Annotated in this window: 20 protein-coding genes; 6 read left to right on the forward strand and 14 right to left on the reverse strand. The window is 68.7% G+C overall.

Translation table 11 applies throughout. The features are described from left to right. Positions 1 to 61: 61 nt before the first annotated feature. From ACIHAX_RS15955 to ACIHAX_RS15975, 5 genes are read right to left on the reverse strand one after another with little or no spacing between them, the layout of a single operon-like run. The gene (locus ACIHAX_RS15955) at positions 62 to 1,696 is read right to left on the reverse strand and encodes a bifunctional 3-(3-hydroxy-phenyl)propionate/3-hydroxycinnamic acid hydroxylase (RefSeq protein WP_397278152.1); all 1,635 of its coding nucleotides are present in this window, start codon (positions 1,694 to 1,696) and stop codon (positions 62 to 64) included. Further along, positions 1,693 to 2,049 (reverse strand): DoxX family protein, encoded by a 357-nt coding sequence (locus tag ACIHAX_RS15960; RefSeq protein WP_397278154.1) that lies wholly within the window; start codon positions 2,047 to 2,049, stop codon positions 1,693 to 1,695. The genes ACIHAX_RS15955 and ACIHAX_RS15960 overlap by 4 nt, the downstream gene beginning before the upstream one ends. After that, a complete protein-coding gene (locus ACIHAX_RS15965; protein ID WP_397278156.1) occupies positions 2,046 to 3,962 on the reverse strand; it encodes an acyl-CoA synthetase in 1,917 nt (638 codons plus the stop codon). The genes ACIHAX_RS15960 and ACIHAX_RS15965 overlap by 4 nt, the downstream gene beginning before the upstream one ends. Then, a complete protein-coding gene (locus ACIHAX_RS15970) occupies positions 3,959 to 4,897 on the reverse strand; it encodes a fumarylacetoacetate hydrolase family protein (protein ID WP_397278158.1) in 939 nt (312 codons plus the stop codon). Before ACIHAX_RS15970 ends, ACIHAX_RS15965 begins: the two co-directional genes overlap by 4 nt. Further along, a complete protein-coding gene (locus tag ACIHAX_RS15975) occupies positions 4,894 to 6,027 on the reverse strand; it encodes a VOC family protein (protein WP_397278160.1) in 1,134 nt (377 codons plus the stop codon). Before ACIHAX_RS15975 ends, ACIHAX_RS15970 begins: the two co-directional genes overlap by 4 nt. 133 nt (positions 6,028 to 6,160) lie before the next feature. Here ACIHAX_RS15975 and ACIHAX_RS15980 point away from each other — a divergent pair, with 133 nt between their 5' ends. Continuing rightward, complete coding sequence (locus ACIHAX_RS15980; protein ID WP_364425560.1) at positions 6,161 to 6,820, forward strand: TetR/AcrR family transcriptional regulator; 660 nt, start codon at positions 6,161 to 6,163, stop codon at positions 6,818 to 6,820. A gap of 199 nt (positions 6,821 to 7,019) precedes the next feature. Here the strand turns inward: ACIHAX_RS15980 and ACIHAX_RS15985 are convergent, their stop codons facing one another. Beyond that, on the reverse strand, positions 7,020 to 7,727 hold the full coding sequence (locus ACIHAX_RS15985) for a TetR/AcrR family transcriptional regulator (RefSeq protein ID WP_397278162.1): 708 nt from the start codon (positions 7,725 to 7,727) through the stop codon (positions 7,020 to 7,022). A gap of 38 nt (positions 7,728 to 7,765) precedes the next feature. On the opposite strand from ACIHAX_RS15985, the gene ACIHAX_RS15990 reads away from it, so the two are divergent. Together ACIHAX_RS15990 and ACIHAX_RS15995 are read left to right on the forward strand one after the other, a co-directional pair. After that, positions 7,766 to 10,012: a molybdopterin-dependent oxidoreductase gene (locus ACIHAX_RS15990; protein WP_397278165.1), complete on the forward strand. Its 2,247-nt coding sequence runs from the start codon at positions 7,766 to 7,768 to the stop codon at positions 10,010 to 10,012. A gap of 11 nt (positions 10,013 to 10,023) precedes the next feature. Further along, a complete protein-coding gene (locus tag ACIHAX_RS15995) occupies positions 10,024 to 11,730 on the forward strand; it encodes an FAD-dependent oxidoreductase (protein WP_397278167.1) in 1,707 nt (568 codons plus the stop codon). A gap of 24 nt (positions 11,731 to 11,754) precedes the next feature. Here the strand turns inward: ACIHAX_RS15995 and ACIHAX_RS16000 are convergent, their stop codons facing one another. Both ACIHAX_RS16000 and ACIHAX_RS16005 read right to left on the reverse strand, forming a co-directional pair. Then, positions 11,755 to 12,027: a hypothetical protein gene (locus tag ACIHAX_RS16000; protein ID WP_364425552.1), complete on the reverse strand. Its 273-nt coding sequence runs from the start codon at positions 12,025 to 12,027 to the stop codon at positions 11,755 to 11,757. 92 nt (positions 12,028 to 12,119) lie between these two features. After that, on the reverse strand, positions 12,120 to 13,028 hold the full coding sequence (locus ACIHAX_RS16005; RefSeq protein ID WP_364425550.1) for an NmrA family NAD(P)-binding protein: 909 nt from the start codon (positions 13,026 to 13,028) through the stop codon (positions 12,120 to 12,122). 79 nt (positions 13,029 to 13,107) lie between these two features. Here ACIHAX_RS16005 and ACIHAX_RS16010 point away from each other — a divergent pair, with 79 nt between their 5' ends. Then, positions 13,108 to 13,518, forward strand: a complete 411-nt coding sequence (locus ACIHAX_RS16010) for a helix-turn-helix domain-containing protein (RefSeq protein WP_364425548.1) — start codon at positions 13,108 to 13,110, stop codon at positions 13,516 to 13,518. A 61-nt stretch (positions 13,519 to 13,579) separates the two neighbouring features. Then, on the forward strand, positions 13,580 to 14,236 hold the full coding sequence (locus tag ACIHAX_RS16015; protein ID WP_397278170.1) for a hypothetical protein: 657 nt from the start codon (positions 13,580 to 13,582) through the stop codon (positions 14,234 to 14,236). A 168-nt stretch (positions 14,237 to 14,404) separates the two neighbouring features. On the opposite strand, the gene ACIHAX_RS16020 is transcribed toward ACIHAX_RS16015, so the two are convergent. The 5 genes from ACIHAX_RS16020 to ACIHAX_RS16040 form a co-directional block, all read right to left on the reverse strand. After that, positions 14,405 to 16,069 carry a regulator gene (locus ACIHAX_RS16020; protein ID WP_397278172.1) on the reverse strand — a complete coding sequence of 555 codons (1,665 nt, stop codon included), beginning with the start codon at positions 16,067 to 16,069 and terminating at the stop codon, positions 14,405 to 14,407. Beyond that, positions 16,044 to 16,796: a cysteine hydrolase family protein gene (locus tag ACIHAX_RS16025; protein WP_397278174.1), complete on the reverse strand. Its 753-nt coding sequence runs from the start codon at positions 16,794 to 16,796 to the stop codon at positions 16,044 to 16,046. Before ACIHAX_RS16025 ends, ACIHAX_RS16020 begins: the two co-directional genes overlap by 26 nt. Continuing rightward, positions 16,793 to 18,181: an allophanate hydrolase gene (locus tag ACIHAX_RS16030; RefSeq protein ID WP_397278176.1), complete on the reverse strand. Its 1,389-nt coding sequence runs from the start codon at positions 18,179 to 18,181 to the stop codon at positions 16,793 to 16,795. Before ACIHAX_RS16030 ends, ACIHAX_RS16025 begins: the two co-directional genes overlap by 4 nt. 63 nt (positions 18,182 to 18,244) lie before the next feature. Continuing rightward, a complete protein-coding gene (locus ACIHAX_RS16035) occupies positions 18,245 to 18,913 on the reverse strand; it encodes a GntR family transcriptional regulator (protein ID WP_355079529.1) in 669 nt (222 codons plus the stop codon). Positions 18,914 to 19,298: 385 nt separating this feature from the next. Further along, positions 19,299 to 19,523, reverse strand: a complete 225-nt coding sequence (locus ACIHAX_RS16040) for a hypothetical protein (protein ID WP_364425536.1) — start codon at positions 19,521 to 19,523, stop codon at positions 19,299 to 19,301. Positions 19,524 to 19,764: 241 nt separating this feature from the next. Here ACIHAX_RS16040 and ACIHAX_RS16045 point away from each other — a divergent pair, with 241 nt between their 5' ends. Then, the gene (locus tag ACIHAX_RS16045) at positions 19,765 to 20,514 is read left to right on the forward strand and encodes a hypothetical protein (protein ID WP_397278178.1); all 750 of its coding nucleotides are present in this window, start codon (positions 19,765 to 19,767) and stop codon (positions 20,512 to 20,514) included. A gap of 221 nt (positions 20,515 to 20,735) precedes the next feature. On the opposite strand, the gene ACIHAX_RS16050 is transcribed toward ACIHAX_RS16045, so the two are convergent. Further along, positions 20,736 to 21,290, reverse strand: coding sequence for a VanZ family protein (locus tag ACIHAX_RS16050; protein ID WP_397278180.1), 555 nt, complete (start codon positions 21,288 to 21,290; stop codon positions 20,736 to 20,738). Between the last annotated feature and the right edge of the window lie 337 nt (positions 21,291 to 21,627).

Here is a 21,627-nt window from a genome sequence, read left to right on the forward strand (position 1 = left end):
CCGAGTTCGGCGGTCGAGGTCGACCAGTCGGGATGACCCGTTCGGCTGGTCCCTCGCCTAGCTAGGAGTCGCTCACTGTCAGCGCATCTGCCTGCACAATGCCGCCGGAACTGGGCGGGCGACTGATGGGTTCGACGCGTTCAGCGGCTTTCGGGGTTGGCGAGCCGGTCTGCGCCGGACGTGCACTCGGCGCGAAACTCGGCAGTGACGAGTACAGATCCGACAGCGTTCTCCCGCAGGTCTGCACGGTGCCGTCGGGGCGGACGAGCACGGCGTCGGCGCGCCCGCCGCGCAGCCAGCGGTGCAGCGCGGTGCCCGGCACGGCCCGCAACACCACACCGCCGCGCTGTTCGACGGTCGCCGCCTGCACCGGTGATGGGGCCGATGTCGTGATGATGGCGTAACGCCCGGCGATGAGGTCGTCGACCCGGTGCCCGTCGGCCATCCGTTCGTTCGGGACCAGCCGTCCGGCCAGACCTCGGCGCAGCGGCGGTGCGGTCACCAGCGCGGAGCGGTGCAGCGGCGGTGACTCTCCGCTGATGATCGTCCGCGTCAGCCCGGGCAGCCGGTGCAGTCGCGGAGCGAGCAGGCCACGCAGTCGATTGCCCAGTTCGCCGCCCTCGGTCATGGTCGAACCCATGAGTTTGGCCAGCCGGATCATCATGTGCGCGTGCGGTTTCCGCTCGGTCTCATAGGTGGCGAGCACCGGCTCCGGAAGCTCGCCGCGCAGCACCCCGGCCAGCTTCCAGCTGAGGTTGGCGGCATCGCGCACGCCCGCGCCCATGCCCTGCCCGATGAACGGCGGGGTGAGGTGGGCGGCATCGCCGAGCAGGAATACGCGTCCGGCACGCCATCGGTCGGCCAGTTGCGCGCGGAAGGTGTACTCCGCCACCCGGACCAGCTCCAAGCCCTCACGGTCGACGTCGGCCAGCCATGGGGCCAGCAGGGGCCACAGTCGAGCCAGATCGCGGTAGTCGTCGGCGGATTCGCCGGGCCGCAAACGGAATTCCCATCGGTGGCGAGTCTTGCCGATGCGCATGTATGTCGCGGCTCGATGCGGGTCGCATACCTGATGCACGCCTCCCCAGTGCCCAGGATCGACCGTGGTCGCGAGGTCGACGACCAGCCAGCGCTGCTCGAATCGCAAGTCCTGCATGCGCGCGCCGATCGCGGTGCGCACCAGACTGTTCGCGCCGTCGCAACCCAGCACGTAGCGGGCGCGCACCGACTCGGACGCGCCGGTCGCGCGGTCTTCGAAATCAACCCGGATACAGTCCTTCTCGACCGTCAGCCCGGTGACTTCCACACCGCCGCGCAGCGAGACGGCCGGATGCAATGCCAGATTGGCCCGCAACAGCGCCTCCAGCTCCGGCTGGTCGAACAGGTTGGCTTCGGGGAATCCGTTGCGGCCCCCAGCCGGATCGCGGTCGAATTGCGCCAGCACCCGATGCCGCGGATCCACCAGGCGCAACCCCGGAGCGGGCCGGGTGATCGCGTCGAACCCCCGTCCGATGCCGAGAAGTTCCACGATCCGCCGGATCTCACCGTCGAGATGGACCGCGCGCGGCTGCGGGTAGACGCCCTTCCACCGCTCGAGGACCAGCGATTCGATGCCATATTGGGCGAGCAGCGTGGCCGCGGTGAGCCCGGATGGGCCCGCTCCGACGATCACCACCGGAACTGTCGGCGAAGTCATCGGGATCCACCGATCAACGTGGCCGCGTAGGCCGTGGCGACCACAGCCGTACCGGCCGCGGGCGCGATTTCGGTCGTGCCGTCGCCGTTTCGGAGATGGCTGGCGACCGCACCGGTCATCAACAGCACCAGCCCGGCCACGGCAGCCCGGCCGATCGCAGGGCGAACCGGTCCCAGCAGCACCCCACCGGCCGCGAGGAGTTCGACCGCGCCGATGCCGCGATAAGCGGTGGTGGAGTACCCGAGATGCGCCGCACGCTCGCGCATCGCCGCGACGGCGGCGACCTTGGCCGTCCCGAGGTATAGGAATTCGGCCGCCAGCACGCCCCCGAGCACCTTCGCCACGGTTGTCATTGCCGCACCTCGATTCTCGCGTCGATCGCATAGTGGCCCAGGATCGCCTCGGCCGCGGCTGGGTCGGCATCGGGGTCCAGTACGACGGTGGCGACGATCGCGCCGTCCTCGACCGCGGCGGAGATACCCGCCACACCGGTGGTCTCGGCGAGCGCGTCGAGCAGTTCGCGGCGAGTGGCATCGGCGCGCAGGCTCAGCTTGTACGGCTTTCCGACATCGGTGACGGGCAGCGAGTCGAGGATGGTGACCGTCTTGGGGGCGGCGGCGCGCTCGTGCACCCGCTCGGCCGCCCACGCCACCAGTTCGCCCTCGGTGGCCTCGGCGCCCGCGGTGAGCGCGACGTAGGCGACCGGGACCTCGCCGGCGTGTACGTCCGGGCGGCCCACCGCTCCGGCCGCGCTCACCTGCGGGTGGTTCAGCAGCGCGTCCTCGATGCTCGCGGGATCGATGTTGTGGCCGCCGCGAATGATGAGATCCTTTGCGCGACCGTGCAGATGGATGAATCCCTCCTCGTCGATATGGGCCATGTCGCCGGTGCTCAGCCAGCCGTCGACCACGGTGCCCAGTCCATCGAGGCGGTGACCGTGTTCGTCGCGGCCGGTCACGTATCCGGCGAAGACCGTGGGGCCGCTGATGACCAGGACGCCGGTCTCCCCGTCGGGGAGTGTCTCCCCCACCCCGTCTTCAGCCGTGCGGACGACCGCGACCTGCTGATAGGGCATTCGCTGCCCGACCGCGCCGGGCCGGGGAACATCCGGGAAGCTGCGTGCGGTGGCGCACGTCGCCTCGGTGAGGCCGTAACCCTCCACCAGCGTGACCCCGGTGTGCAGCTGGAAGTTTTCGCGGACCGCGAGCGGCAGCGGGGACGCGCCGACCATCGCGTAGCGCAAGCTGGTGATGTCGGTGTCGATCGGGCATTGGGCAAGTACCGCATACACCGTCGGCACGGCGCTCATCGCGGCAATCCGGAAGTGCGCCACGATATTCCAGAACTCCGCGTAGAGCGTGAAGTCCCGATATCCCAGCGGACCGGCCCATACCACCGGCTGACCGCGGAACAGCGGCGCGAGCAGGGTGACGACCAGCGCGTTGACGTGGAACAGCGGCAGCGCGGCGAAGACCACCGATTCCTCATCGAGCAGCGAGTTGGCGGCGATCATCCACGCATTGGAGACCTCACCGGAATGTCGGTGCGCCGCCAGTTTCGGCACGCCCGTCGTGCCGCCGGTGTGGAACAGCGACGCCAGATCCGATGCCGCCGGCGCCTCTCCGTGAAAGCGGATCGAATCCTCCTCGGCAGCAAGGGTATCGAGGTAGCCGATCCGGATGCCGCCGATGCCTGGCAGGGTCGGCGGCGGCTCCGGAGCTGCCGTCGGACGCAACACCAGCAGGGCATCCAACAGACCGCGCGCCGCGAGTTCGCGTGCGGTGGTCCAGGTGTCAGGCTCGAGTTCCGGACCGGCGGCGATCAAGACCCGAGCGCCCGAGCGGCGCAGCAGCTCCGCGACGTGCTCGTGCGACAGGCCGCCATTGATCGGCGCGCCGATGCCCGCCAGCTGTGCGGCGAGGGTTGCCGGGATCAGCTGTGCGCAGTTGGGGGCGATCAGTGCGACCGCGTCGGTGCGGCGCACACCCAGCTCGTGCAGCAGGTTCGCGTACTTGTGCACGTCGGCGAGCAGCTCGGAGTAGGTGCGCCGCAACGGCTCTCGCCATCGCGCCGCATCCGGCAGCACGGTGATCGCGGTGCGCTCCGGCCATCGCGTCGCCGCGCGGACGAGCAGGGCGTAGCTCGATTCGGGCAGGCCGCGCGCCTCGAGCGGTATCGCTTCGATGGCGGCCAGGTCCTCCGGGCCCGTGTACCGGGGCCAGAGCAAGTCCTCGGTCGAGGTCTCGAGGGTCGTGTTGTCGGTCATCGGGCGTACCTCACGACCGTGCGCTGGCGGCCCAGGTCGAGGGCGCCGTCGTCGGTGCCGATCGCGGCCTCGACCACGTCCCCGTCCTTCAGGTACTTCGGGTTCTTGGCCTGGCCTCGGAAGAACATCTTCCACTTGACCTTCGGCGGCAGCAGCGAGCCGATGATCTCCACCGGCTTGGGCGGGGCACTGAGCGCGGTGCCGATCGGGGTTCCGGTGAGTAGCAGATCTCCGGCGTCCATGCGCTGGAATCGGGTCAGCGCGCGCAGCGTCTCGACCGGCCGGTAGATCATGTCCGCGACCGTCATGTCCTGCCGCAGCTGGCCATTGACCCACAGCCGCAGCCGCAGATCTCCGAACCGCTTCAGCTCATCGGCGTCGAGCAGCACCAGCGCCGGGCCGACCGGGGTGAAGGTCGGATACGACTTCGCCTCGTAGAACTGCGTTTTCGGCAGCTGCACGTCGCGCGCCGAGATGTCGTTGGTAACTACCAGGCCCGCGACGCAGTCCGCGAGGTTCTCCGCCGAGACATCAGCGCCGACCGGCATCTCGCGACCGAACACGAGGCCGATCTCCACCTCGTAGTCGAGCAGCTGCACATGCGCGGGCCGGATGACGTCGTCGTGGGGTCCACTGATCGATCCGGACGCCTTGCGGAAGAACGTCAGCGGCACCGTCTCGGGGTCCATCCCCGAATCCTTCACGTGCGAGGCGAAGTTCGTCATCTGCGCAACCACCCGACACGGCGCGGTCACCGGGGAGATCAACGAAAGGCTTTGCACTGCCACGGGTTCCGCGCCGGACGCAGCCGCGGCGATCGCCTCACGGTCGGCGAGCAGTTCCCGCGTGGTCGTCGCGGTGGTATCGATACGGGCGGCACCGGCGGGGGTCTGCACCCACCAGGCGTCGGCGGTGCGGAGGATGGATGTGCTCATGAGTTGGCCACTTTCAACAGGCCGCGCAGGCGGCGGATATCGAATTCGTTGTCCTCACGCAGCGCGTCGACGATCGAGCGCAGTTCGCGCAGCGATTCGGCTCCAGGCTTGATGCCGAGGAAGTCCTTGGTCACGGGCGGGCCCCACTGCGCCAGACCGGAAGCGCTCATCGGCGCCCAGCCCGGCTCGAGGGTGCAATCGAACATGTCGCCGTCACTGAAGTGCTCCACCATGAACCCGTCGGGATCGCGCCAGTAGTCGAAGATCTGGCTGCCATGGATATGGCGGCCGATCCCCCACGATCGGCGATAACCCTGTTCGCGCAGGTACTCTCCACCCGCCGCGAGTGCGTCCAGGTCGGCGACCTGATACGCGGAGTGCACATAGCGGTTCGACGGCCCGAGCGTCAACGCGAGCGTGTGATGGTCGGTCGGCACCGAACCCTGGTCGCAGCGAATGAAACTCATGACCGGACCACGCTCCCGCTGGCCCGGGTAAAAGAGGAAGTCGCTGACGATCAGGCCCAGATTCCGCAGATACCAGTCGAGGGTCTCGCGGTATCTCGTCGACTGGATCACCACGTGTCCGAGCCGACGCACGCGTGCCGGTGCCTGCAGCGGTCGCTGCGTGGCATTCACCCGCGCCACCTCGTGCCCGAAGTTGAAGATGTGGGGCTGCTGCGTCGGCAAAGCCTCGAGTTCGTGCGTCTCGGCGACCACTCGCACCCGCAGGCGGCTCGGATCGGAAAGGTCGACGGTCAGTCCGCCCAGTGACTCCGGCAATGGCATGGCTCGCGCACCGGTCGCGGCGGCCAGTCGCAGCAGATCGGCGGAATCGGCGGCACGAAAGGCCGGACCGACGAAGCGCGAGCGGACACCACGCCGGATGAGCACGCATGGCGCGCCCGGATCGGTCCCGCGCAGCTGCAACTCGTCGGCCGTCCGCATGGCGGTCGCGAACCCGAAGGCGTGGGCGAAAGCCTCCGCCCCGTCCAGGTCGGGCTTCTCGAACTCCAGCCACGCCAAGTCCAGCACCTTGATCACGGGATTGCGCGCCCGGCCCGGATGCTCACCCGCGTGCGCCCCCTGCTCGCTGTGCAGACCGCTGTGTACATCGTGATGGCCGCTCATCGACCACTCCCTTCCAACAACTGACGATATCGTCACTCACGAGAGCGGCGTCAGTCAATACCATCTGACGATTCCGTCAAAATTGAATCGAGCGGCTATGATGGTGAGCCTGTCCAGTAGGAGAGATGCATCGATGACCACGCACAATGGGTCGGCACCCAATCGCCTGGAACGCCGCAAGGCCCGCACGCGCGCCGCGCTGGTCGGCGCGGCGCAATCACTGCTGGCCGAGGGCAAGATCAATGTGCCGATCCTCGAGATCACCCAGGCCGCCGACGTCGGCATGGGATCGTTCTACAACCATTTCCAGAGCCGCGAGGAGCTGTTCCATGCTGCCGTCGAGGAGGCACTCGACCGGCACGGAGCACTGCTCGATCTGCTGTGCGAAGACGTCGAGGATCCGGCTCAGGTCTTCGCGCAGAGCTTCCGCCTCACCGGCCGCCTGCACCGCCTGCATCCCACCCTCAGCAAGGTCTTGCTCAATGACGGGCTCGGCGTGGCGAACTCGGACCGCGGGCTCGCGCCTCGCGCACGCCGCGACATCGAGGCCGCGGCCGAAGCCGGGCGCTTCGACATCCGCGACCCGGAACTGTCGATGACCATCGTCGCCGCCGCGGCCCTGGGCCTCGGACGCCTGCTGCACGACCATCCCGAACGCGACGACGCCGAGGCCGCCGACCAGGTGGCCGAGGACCTGCTGCGCATGTTCGGGCTCTCCTCCGAGGAAGCCCACGAGATCTGCCGACGCCCGCTACCGCCGTTGGACCTGCCGCGCGTCGGCTCGACTCCATAGACTCAGCGGTCGTCAACGGCGGGAGCCTGCGGCAACCATCTCGAGGGGGCAACGCTAGCTGGGCCATCGCGGCCGGAGCACCGCATGCTCTACCGGGGCCGGCACACCACCGAACGCCGGTCGGTGGGCCACGCGCCGCGCGACTCCAGCCGCTGGTCAGGGGGAATAGTGCTGGCGCGCATACGCTGCATGCGCGCCGCTACGACGACGCCTGCGCGCTCGGTGAAACAGCCGAAGCCATCGGCTCGGCATGGACCATCTGCTCACCGAGCCCGATCGGCTCGTCGTGCCGGCGGGCGGCCGCATAGACCTGCAAGTAGCGAGTGATGGCGATCCGACCCTCGTCGGTCAGCGCGTCACTCTCGTCGCCGCGCTGGTGGGCCAGCTCGAAGACGTGGTCACCCAGCTCCACGGCCACCTCGACGACGCGTCGGCTGGTGCCGGGCGCGAGCAGGCCGGTGGCAAGCAGGTGGCGGTGGAGCAGGTCGGTGAGCCTGCCGAGGTGTTCTCTGATGTCGTCGCGGAGAGCCTCGTTGTGCCGGGAGGCGTAGTAGAGCGCGACGAAGTCCGGGTGCGACATGTAGTGGCGGCCGTGAAAGGCGATGAACGCCTCGACGGCGGCCGCGATGTCCGGGTGTGGCCGGGCGGTGGCGAGGGACTCCTCCAGTTCGCTATCGAGGCGCGTGAGTTCGCGGGCGAGCAGCTGCTCGAAGATGGCGTCGCGGTTGGTGAAGAACTGGTACACCGTCGCGGACGGGACACCAGCACGTTCCGCCACGGAACGGACCGTCGCCGCGTCGGTTCCCTCGGCCGTGATGATCTCCACGGCGGCGTCCAAGATCCGCTGGACGCGCTCGCGGCTGCGCTGCTGGACCGGTTCGCGGCGGAGGGGGCTGGCGTCGGGCACGGCATCCATGGTAGACACGAAAAAAATAACATGACGTCATGTTCATGTTTCAGCGGATCTCTTGCGGAGGCGACTACACCATGAGTGCGACCGGGGCAGCCGTCGATGCGTTGACCGAGGCGGGGCGGGCGATACGCGGCTCCGGGGGCGGCGGCACCGCGAAGGCCGCTTGCAACTTGTGCGAGGCGATTTGCGGGATCGAGATCACCATCGAGGGCGGGAGGGCCGTCGGTGTGCGCGGCGACCGCGACGACCCCCTATCCCGCGGCCACGTGTGCCCCAAGTCCGTAGCGATGACCGACGTGCACAGCGACCCGGACCGGCTACGGCGGCCGCTGCGCAAGATCGACGGAGAATGGGTGGAGGTGGACTGGTCCGAGGCGATCAACGCGGCGGCCCGCGGACTCGCTCAGGCCCGTCGGCGGCACGGCGCGAATGCGGTGGCGGTCTACCTGGGCAACCCCTCGGTCCACAGCCTCGGCGCGATGACCCACGGGTCCGCGTTCGCCTCATTGCTGCGAACCCACAACCACTTCTCGGCATCCTCGGTCGACCAGTTGCCGCACCAGGTCGTTTCGGCACTGCTGTACGGGCACCAGTTCCTGCTGCCGGAGCCGGATCTGGACCGGACACAGCACCTGCTCATGTTCGGTGCCAACCCGCGTGCGTCGAACGGAAGCCTGATGACCGCGCCGGATATGGCGCGGCGGCTGCGGGAAATCCGCGAGCGCGGCGGGCGGGTCACCGTCATCGACCCGCGCCGCACAGAGACAGCCGCGGACGCCGATGAGCACGTATTCATCCGGCCCGGCACGGACGCCGCGGTGCTGTTGGCCATGGTGCACGTCGTCTTGCGAGACCGGGCACCGCGCCTGCCCGACTACATCACGGGTGCGGACGCGCTCCGAGACGCGGTCTCCGAGTTCACGCCGGAAGCCGCCGGCCGTTTCAGCGGCGTGCCCGCCGCCACGATCACCCGCCTCGCCCACTCCTTCGCCGACGCGGGTCCCGCCGCCTGCTACGGCAGGTTCGGCGTGTCGACCCAGCGGCACGGCACTGTGTGCCAGTGGGCCATCCAGGTGCTCAATATCATCACCGGCAACCTGGGGCGCGAGGGCGGGACGCTGTTCACCGACCCGGCCATCGACATGACACGGCTGCTGAGCCCGGGCCATTTCGGCCGACGCCGCAGCCGTGTGCGCGGGCTTCCTTCCTTCGCCGGGGAGTTTCCGGTCGCCGCCCTTGCCGAGGAGATCACGACGCCGGGCCAGGGGCAGGTCCGGGCGCTGTTGACGATCGCGGGAAACCCGGTGCTGTCCACTCCTGCCGGAGCCGCACTCGGCACCGCGCTCGGCGGCCTCGACTTCATGGTGGCCGTGGACTTCTACCTCAACGAGACCACTCGCCACGCCGACGTCATCCTGCCGCCGACCAGCGCGCTGGAACGAGACCACTACGATTTGGTTTTCCGGTCCTTCGCCGTCCGCAATACCGCGAAATACTCGCCCGCGGTGCTGCCCAAGCCGCGCGGCGCGCGGCACGACTGGGAGATCTTCCGCGACCTCGGCTCGGCCTACCAACGCCACCTCGGAGGCGGCCGGATGCGGGTATTGCGCCGTCGCCTCAGTAGGCCCGCCGTGGCCACCGAGATTCGGCTGCGGACACCACCGCGCCGGCTGGTGGACCTGCTCCTGCGCACAGGTCGCTACAAACTGAGCGTGCGGCGACTGCTCGCTCACCCGGCCGGGCTGGACCTGGGCCCGCTGCGGCCGGGCGTCGAGCATCGCCTGCGCACTCCCGACCGCCGACTACACCTCGTGCCACCGGAGATCGCGGACGCCCTCGACACCCTGCGCTCCGACCTGGGTACGGCTCCGGCGGACCCAGGGTCGCTGCTGTTGATCGGCCGACGGCACCTGCGCTCCAACAATTCCTGGATGCACAACTACGCCCGCCTCGTCGCCGGTCCGCAACGGCACCATCTGCTCATGCATCCTGCCGACGCGGCCCGCCTCGGACTGGCCGACGGGCCCGCCGTGCTGCGCTCGCGCACCGGCGCCGTGCGGGTGGACGTCAGGCAGACCACCGACATCATGGCGGGCACGGTCAGCCTGCCGCACGGGTACGGGCACGCGGCGGCGGAAAGTCGGCTGTCCGTGGCCTCCCGCGTCGCGGGCGCGAGCGCCAACGATGTCACCGACCCGCTGTTCCTGGACACCGTCAGCGGAAACGCCGCCCTCAACGGAATCCCGGTCACCGTGGAACCGCTCCCCGACTCCCGCTAGCAAGGAACGCCATGCCCCACGTCATCACCCAGCCGTGCTGCAACGACGCCTCCTGTGTGCCGGTGTGCCCGGTCGGCTGCATCCATCCCACCCCAGACGAACCGGGCTTCGCCTCCGCCGAAGCCCTCTACATCGACCCCGCCAGCTGCATCGATTGCGGCGCCTGCGTCGCCGAGTGCCCGGTCGGGGCGATCACCCGCGACACCGCGCCCGCCGCAGGCCGGTTCTTGGACCTGGCGGAGGCCTATTACCAGCGAAACCCGCTGCCGCCCGGCATCCCCGACGCCTCGCCGCCCGCTGCGCGGGCCGAGATCGAGGAGCTTCGAGTCGCGGTGGTGGGCTCCGGGCCCGCGGGCGCGTATGCCGCACTCGAGCTGCTCGAGCATCCGGGCGCGACAGTCACGATGTTCGACCGGCTGCCCACACCGTGGGGTCTGGTGCGAGGCGGCGTGGCCCCCGACCACCCGTCCACCAAATCCGTCACCGAGGTATTCGAGCGCGCCGCCGCCAATGGCCGCTTCCGCTTCCACCTCAACGTCGAGGTCGGTACCCACATCACCCACGACGAGCTGGCCGCAGCGCACCACGCCGTCGTCTATGCCTATGGGGCCTCCGGTGACCGCCGCCTGGGGATTCCCGGCGAGGACCTGCCGGGCAGCGCGTCGGCAACCGAGTTCGTGAACTGGTACAACGGCCACCCGGACTTCATCGACCGCACGTTCGATCTCTCCTGTCGCCGTGCGGTCGTCGTCGGCAACGGCAACGTCGCCCTCGACATCGCCCGCCTCCTGGTCGCCGATCCCGCGGAGCTCGCCGCCACCGATATGGCCGACCACGCGCTGGCCGCCCTGGCCGCAGGCACGATCGAGGAAGTCGTGGTGCTCGGCCGGCGCGGCCCCGCGCAGGCCGCGTACACCACTCCCGAGCTGCTCGCCCTGACCGACCTCGACGGCGCCGATGTCCTCGCCTTGCCCGACGAGGCCAGGTTGGATCCCGACCAGCTCGCCGCACTTCGATCGGACCCGATCGGGCTGGCCAAAGCGCAGGCTGCCGCGGAACTCACCACACGCCACCGCAGCGCGTCGCGCCGTATTGTCCTGCGCTACTTGTATTCTCCGCTGGAGATCTCAGGCGATCAACGAGTCACCGGGGTGCGGGTGGCCCGCAATCGGCTCGAACACGGCCCCGGCGGCGGCGTCCGCGCTGTCCCGACCGGAATCGAAGAGACCATCGAGGCGGGCCTGGTACTCCGGGCGGTGGGCTACCGCGGCGCTGCGCTGTCCGGCCTGCCCTTCGACCATGACCGCGGTGTGCTGCCCAACGACTTCGGCCGAGTCCTCGCCGGCACCGGCGAACCCATCCCCGGCGTTTACACGGCGGGATGGATCAAGCGGGGCCCGTCCGGAGGCATCGGCGCCAACAAGAAATGCGCACTGGACACTGTCGCCGCACTCCTCGCCGACCATTCCGCGGGATTGCTTCCCGCCCCGGCAACAACCCCGCAGGACCTCGACGCACTGGTCCGGCAGCGCCGGCCCACCGCCGTCGGTGTGCACGAGTGGAGGGCGATCGATCGGACCGAGCGCGACCTCGGCGCGGTTCAGGGACGGCCGAGGCGCAAACTCGCCTCGTTCCCCGCCTTGCTCGCCGTTGCGCATGGGGAGGACTCGATGCCGACGATTCCACTGCCGATCGACGCAGACGGGTTCCGCCTCTAACCGATCCTGCTAATGCTGCGTTCCTCAAAGGTGGTAGATAAAACGGCGGCGTAGGGTCCTGGGTTTCGGCTCTTGCAGCTTGAGCCAGCATGCCCCGACCAGGATGAAGGCATGTTTGATCCGGGGGTGACCCTCGAGCCATTCGCGGGCGGATTTGCTGTTGTGGCTGGAGAGGTTGTCGGTGATGACATAGATATCACCGGTGGGGTTGGCCGGTTCGAGCATTTCGAGGAAACGCTGGTAGTTCACGCTGTTGCGCGAGGATGCGGTGAGTGTGGCGGCGTGACCGTCGCGCACGCGGATCGATCCGTGGACCCAGATCTTGTCGGGAATGCGCTACAGCGATATCGCACAGGAGCTCGACATTCTTGACTCGCCCGGCCTGCTGTTCAGCGCGACGCGTTCACCGATGCCGACTGAAACCCGCCCGCCTGCACCGCGTCGGTGATGAGCGTCCGAACGTCGCGCGGTGCGCCCGCCAGCAGCTCGAGGAGGTCGGTGCTAGATGCCTCGAGCAGTCCGGCACCGAGATTCGCGAACAACGAGAGGGTATGCGTGATCTGGTACGGCTCCAATCCACTGCCCTGCAACATATCCCGCGTTTCGCCGAGCGATATCGGCACGTATCGCACTGGGCGATTGAGGGATTCGCTCAGGATCTCGGCGATATCCGGGCCACCGATCGCGGTCACACCCTCGAGCTCGTATACCTTGCCCGCATGTCTGCTGGGCCGCCCCTCAGCCAGATCACGCTCGGATTCCGCGGCTACCCGAACGGCTACCTCGGCCAGGTCCTCGCGCGCCACCACCGAGATCCGGCCGGTGCCGAATGCCGCCGCGAATACACCCGATTCGGCCGTGGAGGCGGCACCGGCGACGGCGAGGCCGACCGGCACCTCCGCGTAGAGGCCATTGCGCAGGACGGTCGCGTCGAAAGGTGCTGCGGCGAGACGTTTTTCGGTCCAGCGGTGCGGCAGGGCGATGGTCATCAGATCGCCGGATCCCGCGAGACCGGTGTAGATCACGTGCCGGACACCGGCCGCGCTGGCGGCGTCGATCACCGCACCGTGGCGGGCCAACACCACATCGTCTTCGGCGTATCCGGCCGAAATCAGGACCAGGACATCGACATCCCGCAGTCCCGCGAACAGCGTCGCCGGGTCGTCGAAATCGATACGACGCGTGGTGATGTCGTCACCGGAGCGGCTGCCCGCCGCTACGGTCAGGTCGTCGAGGGTGGACAGGCCGCGGTGGACGAGGCCGCCGAGGGCTCCGGAGATGCCGGTTACCAGGATCATCGCAACACTCCCGTTGTTGTAGTTGCTGGATTCGACCCAGCATCGGCGGCCGCGGCGCGCGGCATAAGGAGGCACTTTCATGTCGGTCACGAACACTGCGGTCACCGCGCAGGTCGCGGGCACTATTCCCGACGGGCCCTGTGGCGATGACGACTGCGGCATCCGCGATGTGCTCGACCGATTGGGGGATCGGTGGACGGTATTGGTGATCGTCGAACTGAGTAAAGGGGTGCGGCGTTTCCGTGAGTTGGAGCGGGCGATTCCGGGCATCTCACAGCGGATGCTGACACTGACCACCAAACGCCTGTGCCGCGACGGCATGGTGGAGCGGATCGCGTACCCGACGATCCCACCGCAGGTCGAATACCGGCTCACCGAGACCGGCCAGAGCCTGGCCGCGGCCATCAGCGCACTCGCCGATTGGTCGCGCGAGCACAAGGACCGCATCGCCGACGCGCGCCGACACTGGGATGCCGAGCACGGCGACTGAACACCTGTCGCGGGCGGGCGGACAGCGCTTGAATGGAAGCATTCCCACAGGGAGGTTCCCGATGACCCTTACCGCTCGTGACCTGCTCTACGGGATCCAGGCCGAGCTGGCCCCGCACGACGACGACAATCGCATGGTTCCGCTGATCTCGGTGGGCAAGGCGCCACGCGCGGTATTCGCGGCGATCGCCGCCGAGGAACAGCGCATCATAAGCAGCGACTGGCGCAGCTTCCACGCCATGGCGGCGCGAGCGGACGACCCGCACGTCAGAGCGTTCCTCGACGGCCTCCCGCCCGGCGAGCAACAGGCACTGGCTCTGTTGGACGCACTCGTGGCGGCGGCCGGACCAGATCAGGGCATGGAGCCGCCCAGAGCGGGTTGTCAGGCCTATCCCGCTTATGTCGCGTGGCTGGCGCTCAACGCCGAACCCTCCGCAGCGACTGCCGGTATCTACGCGAATGTCGCCGCATTCGGCCGCTACTGCCGTGTGGTCGCCGACAGCATGCGCACCAACTACAAGTTCGACGACCCGGCCTGCGCATTCTTCGACTTCTTCGCGGCCGATAGCCCGGAATATGAACAGCGGGCCCTCGCCGCAATCCAGGCCGGAATCGACACCGACCGACTGAATCCGAACGACGCCCACCTGTACGCCAGACTCTTCCAGAACTACGAACTCATGTTCTGGAACACCCTCGCCGACGAGTTCGCCGGATAGCACCGCAACCGTCAGTGTTCCTCCGAGCCGACCGCTCGTCGGCAGCTGAGCTAGCTCGCACCGTCGTAGACCACTGCCGATCGGCGAATCTCGATATGTTGATCAACAACGCGGGCCGCCCGCTGCAAGACCCGTCTGACAATCCCGTGGCACACAGAACGGGTTAGCTCAGTCGAGCGGCGTCGCGGCGGGCTCCGCGGCCACCGGCTCGGGCTGCGCCGGTGTGGCCGCTGCCGGTCGCGTCGGCCGTTCGGGCGCTGCCGGGACCGCCGCGAGCGGCTTCCGAGCCCCGGCCAGCCGCGAGTAGGCGAGGCAGACCAGCCCGCATAACAGATAGCCCAGCGCCACCTTCGGTGCCGCAGCCCAGGCGATCTGGGCGGCGTGGATGAGGCCGATCCAGCTCAGTGCCGCGGCGGCGGCGCACGCGGCGGACGCGGCGACGAAGCGCTTGTCCAGGATGAAGGTCACGACCGCGCCGAGCACAAGACCGGCCAGCACGCCGCCCGAGCCCAGCGTCTTCAGCCCGTCGTACACCACGCCCGCTTGGCCGAGCGCGGCGTCGCCGACGTTGTCGGCGGTGGTACCGGCCGCCGTCAGCGCGTTGTCGATCTGGCCGACCGCCCACTCGGCGAGGTTCGGGATCAGCGCCGCGACCACCGCCACGGCGTGCAACTTGGGCACCGCCTGGAACGCCTGTGCGCCGATCAGCAGGCCGATATACAGCAGAATCGGCACGATCGCCGGGATCGGCAGCAGGGTGGCGAGCACCCCGAACAGCCCCAGCAGGCACATCACGCCGATGGTGACGCCGCTGGCCAGCGAGTATCCGGTGCGCCCGCCGGCGTCCTTCCAGCCCGGATGGCCGATGTAGACCGCGGGCGGGAACGGCGAGCCGAAGCCTGAGCCGACGACGGCGCCGAGCCCGTCGGCGAGCAGCACGCTGCGCAGGTTGTAGTTGTCGCCCGCCGCCGCGGCGCTCTCCACGTTGCTCATCGCCTCGGTGAAGTTGTAGACGCCCAGCGGAATCGCCGTGGCCAGCAGCGGGCTGAGATTGCCGAGGCCGGTGAACAGCAAGTGCAGGTGCAGGGTCGGCAGCCCGATCGCGATGTCGTGCGCGGCCTTGCTGACGTCCGGCACCGACATGAACCCGCCGATCCAGCCGATCGCCGTGCCGATCAGCAGCGCCACCAGGCCGACCGGGACGTTGCCGGGCAGCCGCACGTCGGTGAAGAAGCCGATCAGGATGATCGCAAGCACGGGCAGCGCGATCCACGCGGCCTCCCACATCTGCGCGGCCGGGCGCATGGAGATGAACGTGATCGAGATGCCCGCCAGCGTGCCGAGCATTGCCGCGCGCGGGGTGATGCGGCGGATGTAGGGGCCCACGAAGCCGCCGATCATGACGATCACGCCGATCAGGAACGCCCAGGCCAGGCCCGCCGACCACGCCTTCAGCGGATCGTGGCTGCCCAGATAGATCGGCAGCATGACCACGAACACCACGATGAACATGTGCGGCACGCTGGGTCCGTACGGCAGCGCCGTCACCGTCGCCCGCTGTTCGCGGCGAGCGAGGCGGCGGGCCAGCAGCACGTAGTAGAGGTTGCCGAGCACCAGGGCCACCCCCAGCGCGGGCAGCACGCTGCCCAGCACGTCCTTGCTGGAGATGTTCACCACCGTGATGGACAGCGTGGTGAGGGTGAGCACGTTGACCAGGATGTTGAAGCAGAGCCCGAAGTAGGCGTTGGTGTCGCCGCGCGTCCACCAGGGCAAGCGGAGGGCGGCGGGTTCCTCGGCGGGTGCAGTGTCACTGGGTTGCGTTTCGAGGGACATCGGCTTTCCTGTTCACTAGACCGGGCGTATCGGCGGAAGGAGCGAGCTGGGCGGGGGTGGTCAGCCCGGCGACGACCGCGGCCGAATCGGCGACCCAGCCGAAAATGCCGCCCTGTGCCGCGATCATCTCCAGCCCCACTCGCTGGAATTCGGGGAAATAGGAACCGACGCAGTCGGACACGACCAGGCACTCGTAGCCCCGGTCGTTGGCTTCGCGCACGGTGGTGTGCACGCACACCTCGGTGGTGACCCCGGTGACCAGCAGGGAGCGGATGCCCCCGCGCTGCAGTTCGTCGGCGAGGCCGGTGGCGTAGAAGGCGCCCTTGCCCGGCTTGTCGATCACGACCTCGTCCGGCAGCGGTGCCAGCTCGTCGACGATGTCGTGGCCGTACTCGCCGCGGATCAGGATGCGGCCGAACCGCCCCGGGTCGCCGATGCGCTGGGAGGGGTTGCCGCGCAACAGCTTCGACGGGGGGCAATCGGACAGGTCGGGCCGGTGACCCTCCCGGGTGTGCAGCACCGGCACCCCCGCCTCGCGGGCGGCGGCCAGCAGCGCGCGCAGCGGCTCGATCACCGTGCGCAGCAGTCCGACGTCGTTGCCGAGGCTCTCGCCGAAGCCGCCGGGCAGCAGGAAGTCGCGCTGCATATCGATGATCAGCAGGGCCAGGGTGCCCGGCTCGTATCGGAAGGGTCCCGGCCGCGCCGGAATGGACTGTGTGGCGGTCACTGTCGCTCCTTCGCTGCTCGGGCGGCGGCCGTGGCGGTCACCACCGTGCGGGGTTCGTCGAGGATGCGCGCCGCGGCCGCCAGCACGGTGTCGTCAGCGAGCGCGGGACCGGCCACCATGACCGACAGCGGCCGCCCGTCGCCGGTCACGCCCACCGGCACCGCCACGGCGGTGAGGTCGAGCAGATTCCCGAAATGGGTGTAGTGCCCGAGCACGGTGTTGGTGGCGACAGGATCGGCCAGCACCTGCGCCACGGTGAAGGTGGTGCCGATAGCCGGCAGCACCAGCACGTCGAAGTCGGCCCACATCCGGGCCACTCGCGCGCGCAGCCGTTGTAGCCGCTGCTGCGCCCGGAACACGTCCACCGCGTCGAACCGGTAGCCACCGGTGAGGATTTCGCGCACTGTCGGCAGTATCGAGTCCGGATGATCGGCCAGGAAGTCGCCGAACTCCACCAGCCGCTCGGCCACCCAGGGGCCCTGATAGAGCAGCTCGCCCGCCGCCAGGAACGGCTCCAGAGTGGTCGTCACGCAGTCGAATCCGAGCCCGGACAGGCGCTCCCGCAGCGTCAGGTGCGCATCACGGAACACCGTGTCGCCGAAGAACTCCAGCTCCGCCGCGGCGGGCAGCCCGGCGCGCAGCCGACCGCCGCGGTGGCGCGGCCCGCGGGGGCGGCTCCAGGGATCGTCCGGGTCCACCGCCGCGATCACGTCGAAGACCCGGTCGAGGTCCTCGATCGAGGTTGCGGTGAGGGTGACGCAGTCCAGCGACTTGCACGCCGGGACCAGCCCGACCGCGCTGATCAACCCGCGCGACGGCTTCCAGCCGACGATGCCGTTGAGCGCGGCCGGGACCCGGCCGGACCCGGCGGTATCGGTGGCCACGCAGAACGGCACCTCGCCCAGGGCCACCGCCCGCGCGGAGCCGGAGCTGGACCCGCCGCAGACGAGGTCGCCGCCGAAGACGCTGCGCGGGATGGTGTATGGGGTGCGGGTGCCGTTCAGCCCGGTGGCGAACTGATCCAGGTTGGTCTTGCCGACGAACAGCGCGCCCGCGCCCAGCAGGCGCTGCACCGCCGGGGCGGTTCCGGTTGCCGTATAGGCGAAGTCGGGGCAGGCCAGGGTGGTGGGCCAGCCCGCGACATCGATGCTGTCCTTCACCCCGAACGGCACGCCGTACAGCGGCAGCGTGCGCGCGCCCGGCCGCCGCTCGATCTCGGCCGCCGCGGCCAGCAGTTGCGCGCGGGGCACCGGCGTGATCCAGGTGCCGTCGTCGCCGTTGGCGGCGATCGCGTCGGCGACCCGCGCCGCGGTGTTCGTCGGTGAGCCGCTACCGCTTTCGTGTGAATGCAGGATCTCGGCGATGCTGGGTCCCGTGCTGCGCATTTGTCGATTGTCGACAGAATGCGTGAAGCCCGGTGTGTTCGTGTGTTTCGGCTGTGTTGCCGGTCAGCGGAATTCGAGATCGAGGTAGGCCAGCTCGCCGTGCGTGCGCATCTCCTCCAGCACGATGTCCCGGTCGTTGGTCTCCAGGGCGGCCAGCAGCGCGGCGTGCCGGCGCACCCCGTCGCGGCGGTGCGTGGCCCGCGCCTCCTCCCGCAGGTTGCGGGCCATCGGCAGCTGCAGCTTCAGCAGGATCGGCGCATAGGCCAGATCCAGCTGCCGATGGCCGGCCAGCGCGACGATCGCGGCGTGGAAGCGGCGGTGCGCGTTGTCCCGCTCGAAGTCGTCGCCGCAGCCGTCGGCCGCCCGCATGTCGGCCAGCGCGGCGCGCACCGCGCGCAGCGGATCTCCCGTGGCTGGCAGCGGAAACGCGCTCTCCACCGCGTGCCGCTCCAGGACCCGCCGCAGCTCGAACAGTTGCCGCACGTCCGTGGCCGACCACACCACCACCCGGAAGCCGCGGCGCGGCAGATGCTCGATGAGCCCCTCCTGCACCAGCAGCCGCAGCGCCTCCCGCACCGGTGCCCGGCTGGTGCCCAGCCGGGCGCACAGCGCCTCCTCGCCGATCCGATCGCCCGGCGCGTACGCCCCGCTCAGTACCTCCGACCGCACATGCCGCACCGCCAAATCCACCAGGCTCGGCGGCAGCACGGTCTCCTCAGCACGCACCGTCATGCTTCGAGTCTACGAACGGGGTGTTCGGCGGCCGCTGCCCCGGACCCGCCCAGGACAGGAAGGCCGCCGTGGTCACCGTGACGTCGGCGGAGCTGTAGTACCAGCCGTTCCAGGTGTCGGCGACGATCACTGGATGCCGTGCCCGCGCGCCGTGTCATTGGCGGGCAGCCAGATCCCGTTGCAGCCTCGACCTTGTTCCACTGCCTCGGGGAGCGCCACGTGCGGCATGAACAATCTGAAGCGGTTCACCGAATTCGACACTGGCGCCGCGCGCATCGGCGGCCACCGCTACCGAACGAGGACTGCGCTGATGCGCTGCGCGAGCACTCCGAGTCTCGGCTTCGAACGCGCTGTGTTGTCGCGACCCGGGCGGTTCAGCGCCGCCTCAGAACAGCCGATCACCCGAAGGCTCCGGCACGGGCGTCGTTCCCACGCGTACGCGCTCCTCGTCGTCGATGACATCCTCGATCGCGTCGATCTGGTCCTGAACCACCTCGGCGCGGGCCACCAACTCGATCCGGTCGGGCTCGGTGAGGCTCTCGGCACCGAGCTTCTCGAAAACGCAGGAGAGCACCGACCGTAAGTCCTCTAGCTTGCTGTCTGACTCCACGGGACCTCACCCTACGTCCGAACTCGACGAACATCCGCTTCTGCCGATTATCGAGTGGTAGACGCCGATCAGCTCTGGGACCATCGGGTCAGCGTTCGACATTGATGCCGATGGAAGGAAATCGCGGATGACCACGCCGCGGCGGTACTGGATCAGATTCGACCCACAGCAGTGCTCCGACCCACGGTTCCGGCAGGGCGTCGGCGTGACTGGATTCGACGTACCGGATTGCCTGTCGATGGTGGCGAAGCTGTTCCCCGACGAACCGATGCCACCTGTGCGCCGAATTACGGCCGACATCTCACTGGCCGAGCCACTGCCGGTGAATCCTCGCTATCTCGGAGTCCCGGTGTGGCGCGGCGTGTGGTATCCACCCGTGAATCTTGAAACCGGGCCGACCCGCGCCATCGACCGAAGAGGCGCGCCTTCCGAATACCCGGCACCCGTCACAGCATCGGGCCGCCGAATGCGGGTCAGCGAGACACTGCACACGAAAACCACATGGCGGGACGAAATCCCGCATATCAATGGGCTGCTGTGGCCGCTGGTGACCATGCACCACGCCGAGTACGGCCGCGGAATGCGGCTCAGCGCCCCAGCGCTTCGCGCCGTCTGCGCCACGGATCCGACCTACGGGGACATGGTGCGCGAAGCTCTCGACTACATGATCGCGTGGCGCCCGACACCGGATGAATGGTTCGACGCGACCGAAACCAGGTTCGCCGATCAACGGGACCTGGACGAGTACCTGCGAGCCTTCCGCGACTACCTATTCGGAACTCGCCCGGAGCCGCTCTATCCTCCCGGCAGCGAACCGCTTTCACCCGAGGACGAGTACATGCGGGCCATCCGCCGCTTGGTCATCACTCGCCCGGAGCCCATCCACCCACCCGGCAGCGAACGGCTTTCACCCGACGGGGAACAGAGTTTCGCTCGCGCTGCACGTCAAACCCCTGTTGAGAGCTCAACTCTTCGTTCCGAAGCCGAATAATCTCTACACGCGGCTCACGGGTCCAACCGCCGCTCGGCAACACCTCGGAACCACTCCCCCGGCCGATCACCGAGCTGGCTCTAGTGAACTCGAGTGCGCGCTCATGCCGATTTCCGTGCATCCAGCGGGATCGGTCTCCAGTGTGGGATCTGTTGATCGGGGCAGCTCGTCGCGGATGGCTGGCATCGCCCCAGCGGCCACGCACTTTCTCGATGATCTCCCTACTCGGGGAAGGTGGGCTGGAGGACGCCGTATCGCTCGGAGACGATGCCCCGTGTCGGCTCTTCGGGTAAAGCCGGCTCGGAACGGTCGGTAATTGCGCGCGACGCCCACAGATGTCGTGAAAGCTGGCCCGCCAGGCATGCACCGACCGCGTTCAACAGTACGTCGTCGACGGATGAGTGACGGCCGATAGCGAGGGCGAACTGTGCAGCCTCCACCGCGATCGAAGCTGCTGCTCCCGCCAACAGGATGCGGTACGAGCGGGCGAACCAGGGTCGGCGCACCGGCAACAGGAAGCCGAGTGCGGCGAAGACCAACAGATTCCCGCCGAACTGCTCGATCACCCGGTCGTCGGCCAGTTGCTCGGCCAGATCACGCAGCGGCACAAGATTCAGCGAACGACCCGTTCCGGTCGGCGTGAGGATCATCCACAACCACGGCGCCGTACCCGTCACCATCCCGACATCGCACAGCGCCGCCCGCCACCCGCGCCGCCCCACCAGCCACCAGGCCACGAGACCAGCTACCGGTATCGCGGCGACCGCGGCCACCACGACCCCACCCCACGCCTCCCACGTCCCGTTCACCCCGCCAGTATCACCCAAATCACCAGCGCCACAGACTTGGCCGAAATCGCCACCCGCACAGCTCCACCCATCGCCACCCATGCCCGGCGGAGGTTCCTGAAGTCGGGTGAGCGGCAAAAGCCCTGACACCAGTCTTAAGTAGCCGCTGTGCGCGCTGAGCGAAGCGGTCACGGGGCGGTGCCCGGCCCCCAACTCAGCTGGATTGAACGAGCCTTGGCGAAGGTCCCTCTCTCGACCGATCTCGCATGCTTACCATTGGCGACTTCCGTCCCCTTGCATGCCGCGCACGCATCACAGCCGCATG

This window comes from Nocardia sp. NPDC051929, from assembly GCF_044548645.1.
Taxonomy (GTDB): domain Bacteria; phylum Actinomycetota; class Actinomycetes; order Mycobacteriales; family Mycobacteriaceae; genus Nocardia; species Nocardia sichangensis.